We start from the raw sequence: 1,901 nt of genomic DNA on the forward strand, positions 1-1,901 counted from the left end.
CGGTGGGGCAAGCCCCACCCTACCCACAGAAATCCGTCGTAGGGTGTTGGCGGCACAGCCGACACGCACGCGGGAAAACCGGGAAAAACGCGCGTGTTTGCGGCACACGCCCTACGGGTTGTCGAGACGGGCGGTTACGGACTTCGTCCTAACCGCCCCTACGTGCTTTAACGGTGGGGCAAGCCCCACCCTACCCGCAGCGCGATAAATGGCGACCGCGTCCTGCTCACCACGTCCCGCCCGCGCCGCCGCCAGCGGAGCTGCCGCCACCTCCGCCGTAATCGCCGGATGAGGAAGACGACGATGAGGAGGAGAAAGGAGAGGAGAAACTGCTGCGGCTGATGTAGCCGCCGCTGCCGTCATCGTCATCATCATCGTCGGAGCCGTCCCCGCCGCTTTCTCCGCGCATGAGCGCCTGGACGATGCGGCGCAATCCGCCTGCGACGATGTAGGCGGCAATGAGGATGGTGAGAACCTGCGGTAGGGAGTGGCCGGCGAGGTAGAAACCGCCCCCGGCCAACGCCAGCAGCACGATGCGCGCCGGGGAGCGCAGGCAGGCGGCGACAGCGGTGAGGAGGAAAACGAGCATCCCGGTGGTTTCTGAAAACGCATCCGCCGTGCGTCCAGCATCATCCGTCTGTCCGGCCAAAGCGAGACGCTCTGTCGGGTCGGCCTGCAAGTGTGCGGCTATTTTGTCCACGCCCGTGTTCAGCCCGGCGGCGAAGCGGCCTTGTTTGAAGGACGGCACCATGTCGTTGATGATTTTTTTGGCGAAGGCGTCGGGGAGGTCGCCCTCAAGGCCGCGCCCGGTGATGATGCGGATGGCGTGCTCTTTTTCGCTCAGGAGGATGAGCAGTCCGTCGTTGCGCGTGCGGTCGCCCAGTCGCCAGCGGTCAAAAACGGCCATGCCGTAGTCAAAATCGCTCATGCTGTTCAGGTTATCGACCAGCACGATGGCGCCCTGCATCACTTGCGCCTGATGCAGCGCGCGCAGTTTTTCGTTGAGCGCCGCCGCATCCGCTGGGGCAAGCATTCCCGCCTGGTCAACGACGGGGTCGGTGCCGATGGCGAGTTTTTCCGGCGCAACCGCCTGCGCCGCGCCCGCGAGGAAGGCGAGCAGGAGCAGCAGCCGTTTCATGGGAAGCTCACTTGCGGCGCAGTGGCAGCCGCTTCGTTTTCCGCCTCAAAGTTCGCCTTGGCGTGCAGGTCGCTCAGGCGCGCAATGAGGCTCGTTGGGAAGGTGCGGATGCGGCTGTTGTAGTCGCGGACGTGTTCGATGTAGCGGTTGCGCGCGGTGGCGATGCGGTTTTCCGTGCCTTCGAGCTGGGTCTGCAAGGCTTCAAAGTTGGCGCTTGCCTTGAGGTCGGGGTAGCTCTCGGCGACGGCGAGCAGGCGCGCGAGGCCGTTGCCCAGCTCGCTTTGCGCGGCGCGGTAGCGCTCCAGCGCGGCGGGGTCATTGAGCTGTTCGGCGCTGAGGTGGACGCCGCTGACGCGGCTGCGCGCTTCGGTGATTTGTGTCAACACGCCTTGTTCGTGCGCGGCGTAGCCTTTGACGGTGGCAACGAGGTTGGGGACGAGGTCGGCGCGGCGCTGGTACTGGTTTTCGACTTCCGCCCAGGCGGCGGCAACGCTTTCGTCGGCGCGTTGCAGGCCGTTGTACATTTTGATGGTGAAGCCGCCGCAGATGAGGACGAGCGCGGCAAGGATGAGGGGCAGGCGTTTCATGGAAGCTCCAGGTGAGGGTTCGGGCAGAGTGTATAGCAATCCCCCTAAAGCCTCATACTGTGTTGCGCCGCCTCGCCGTACAACCGCGTACTGTCTTCGGCGGCGCGCCTTGTCTGAGGCTTTCGGTGTATCGCTATATTGGCTGCAATACGCTACGACTCGCGGTGCGGGCAGAC

At 64.7% G+C, this 1,901-nt stretch carries 2 protein-coding genes; both read right to left on the reverse strand.

All coding sequences use genetic code 11. The features are described from left to right. Nucleotides 1-226 precede the first annotated feature (226 nt). Complete coding sequence (locus tag Q0349_RS11835; RefSeq protein ID WP_298081200.1) at nucleotides 227-1,138, reverse strand: YgcG family protein; 912 nt, start codon at nucleotides 1,136-1,138, stop codon at nucleotides 227-229. Next, entirely contained in the window at nucleotides 1,135-1,725 is a 591-nt protein-coding gene (locus Q0349_RS11840; RefSeq protein WP_298081201.1) for a LemA family protein, read from the reverse strand. Before Q0349_RS11840 ends, Q0349_RS11835 begins: the two co-directional genes overlap by 4 nt. Nucleotides 1,726-1,901 lie beyond the last annotated feature (176 nt).

Source organism: uncultured Cardiobacterium sp. (assembly GCF_938028185.1).
Lineage (GTDB): Bacteria > Pseudomonadota > Gammaproteobacteria > Cardiobacteriales > Cardiobacteriaceae > Cardiobacterium.

Coding starts and splice junctions, on each gene's coding strand:
- Q0349_RS11840 (WP_298081201.1), bottom strand. CDS start 1,725: ATGAAACGCCTGCCCCTCATCCTTGCCGCGCTCGTCCTCATCTGCGGC.
- Q0349_RS11835 (WP_298081200.1), bottom strand. CDS start 1,138: ATGAAACGGCTGCTGCTCCTGCTCGCCTTCCTCGCGGGCGCGGCGCAG.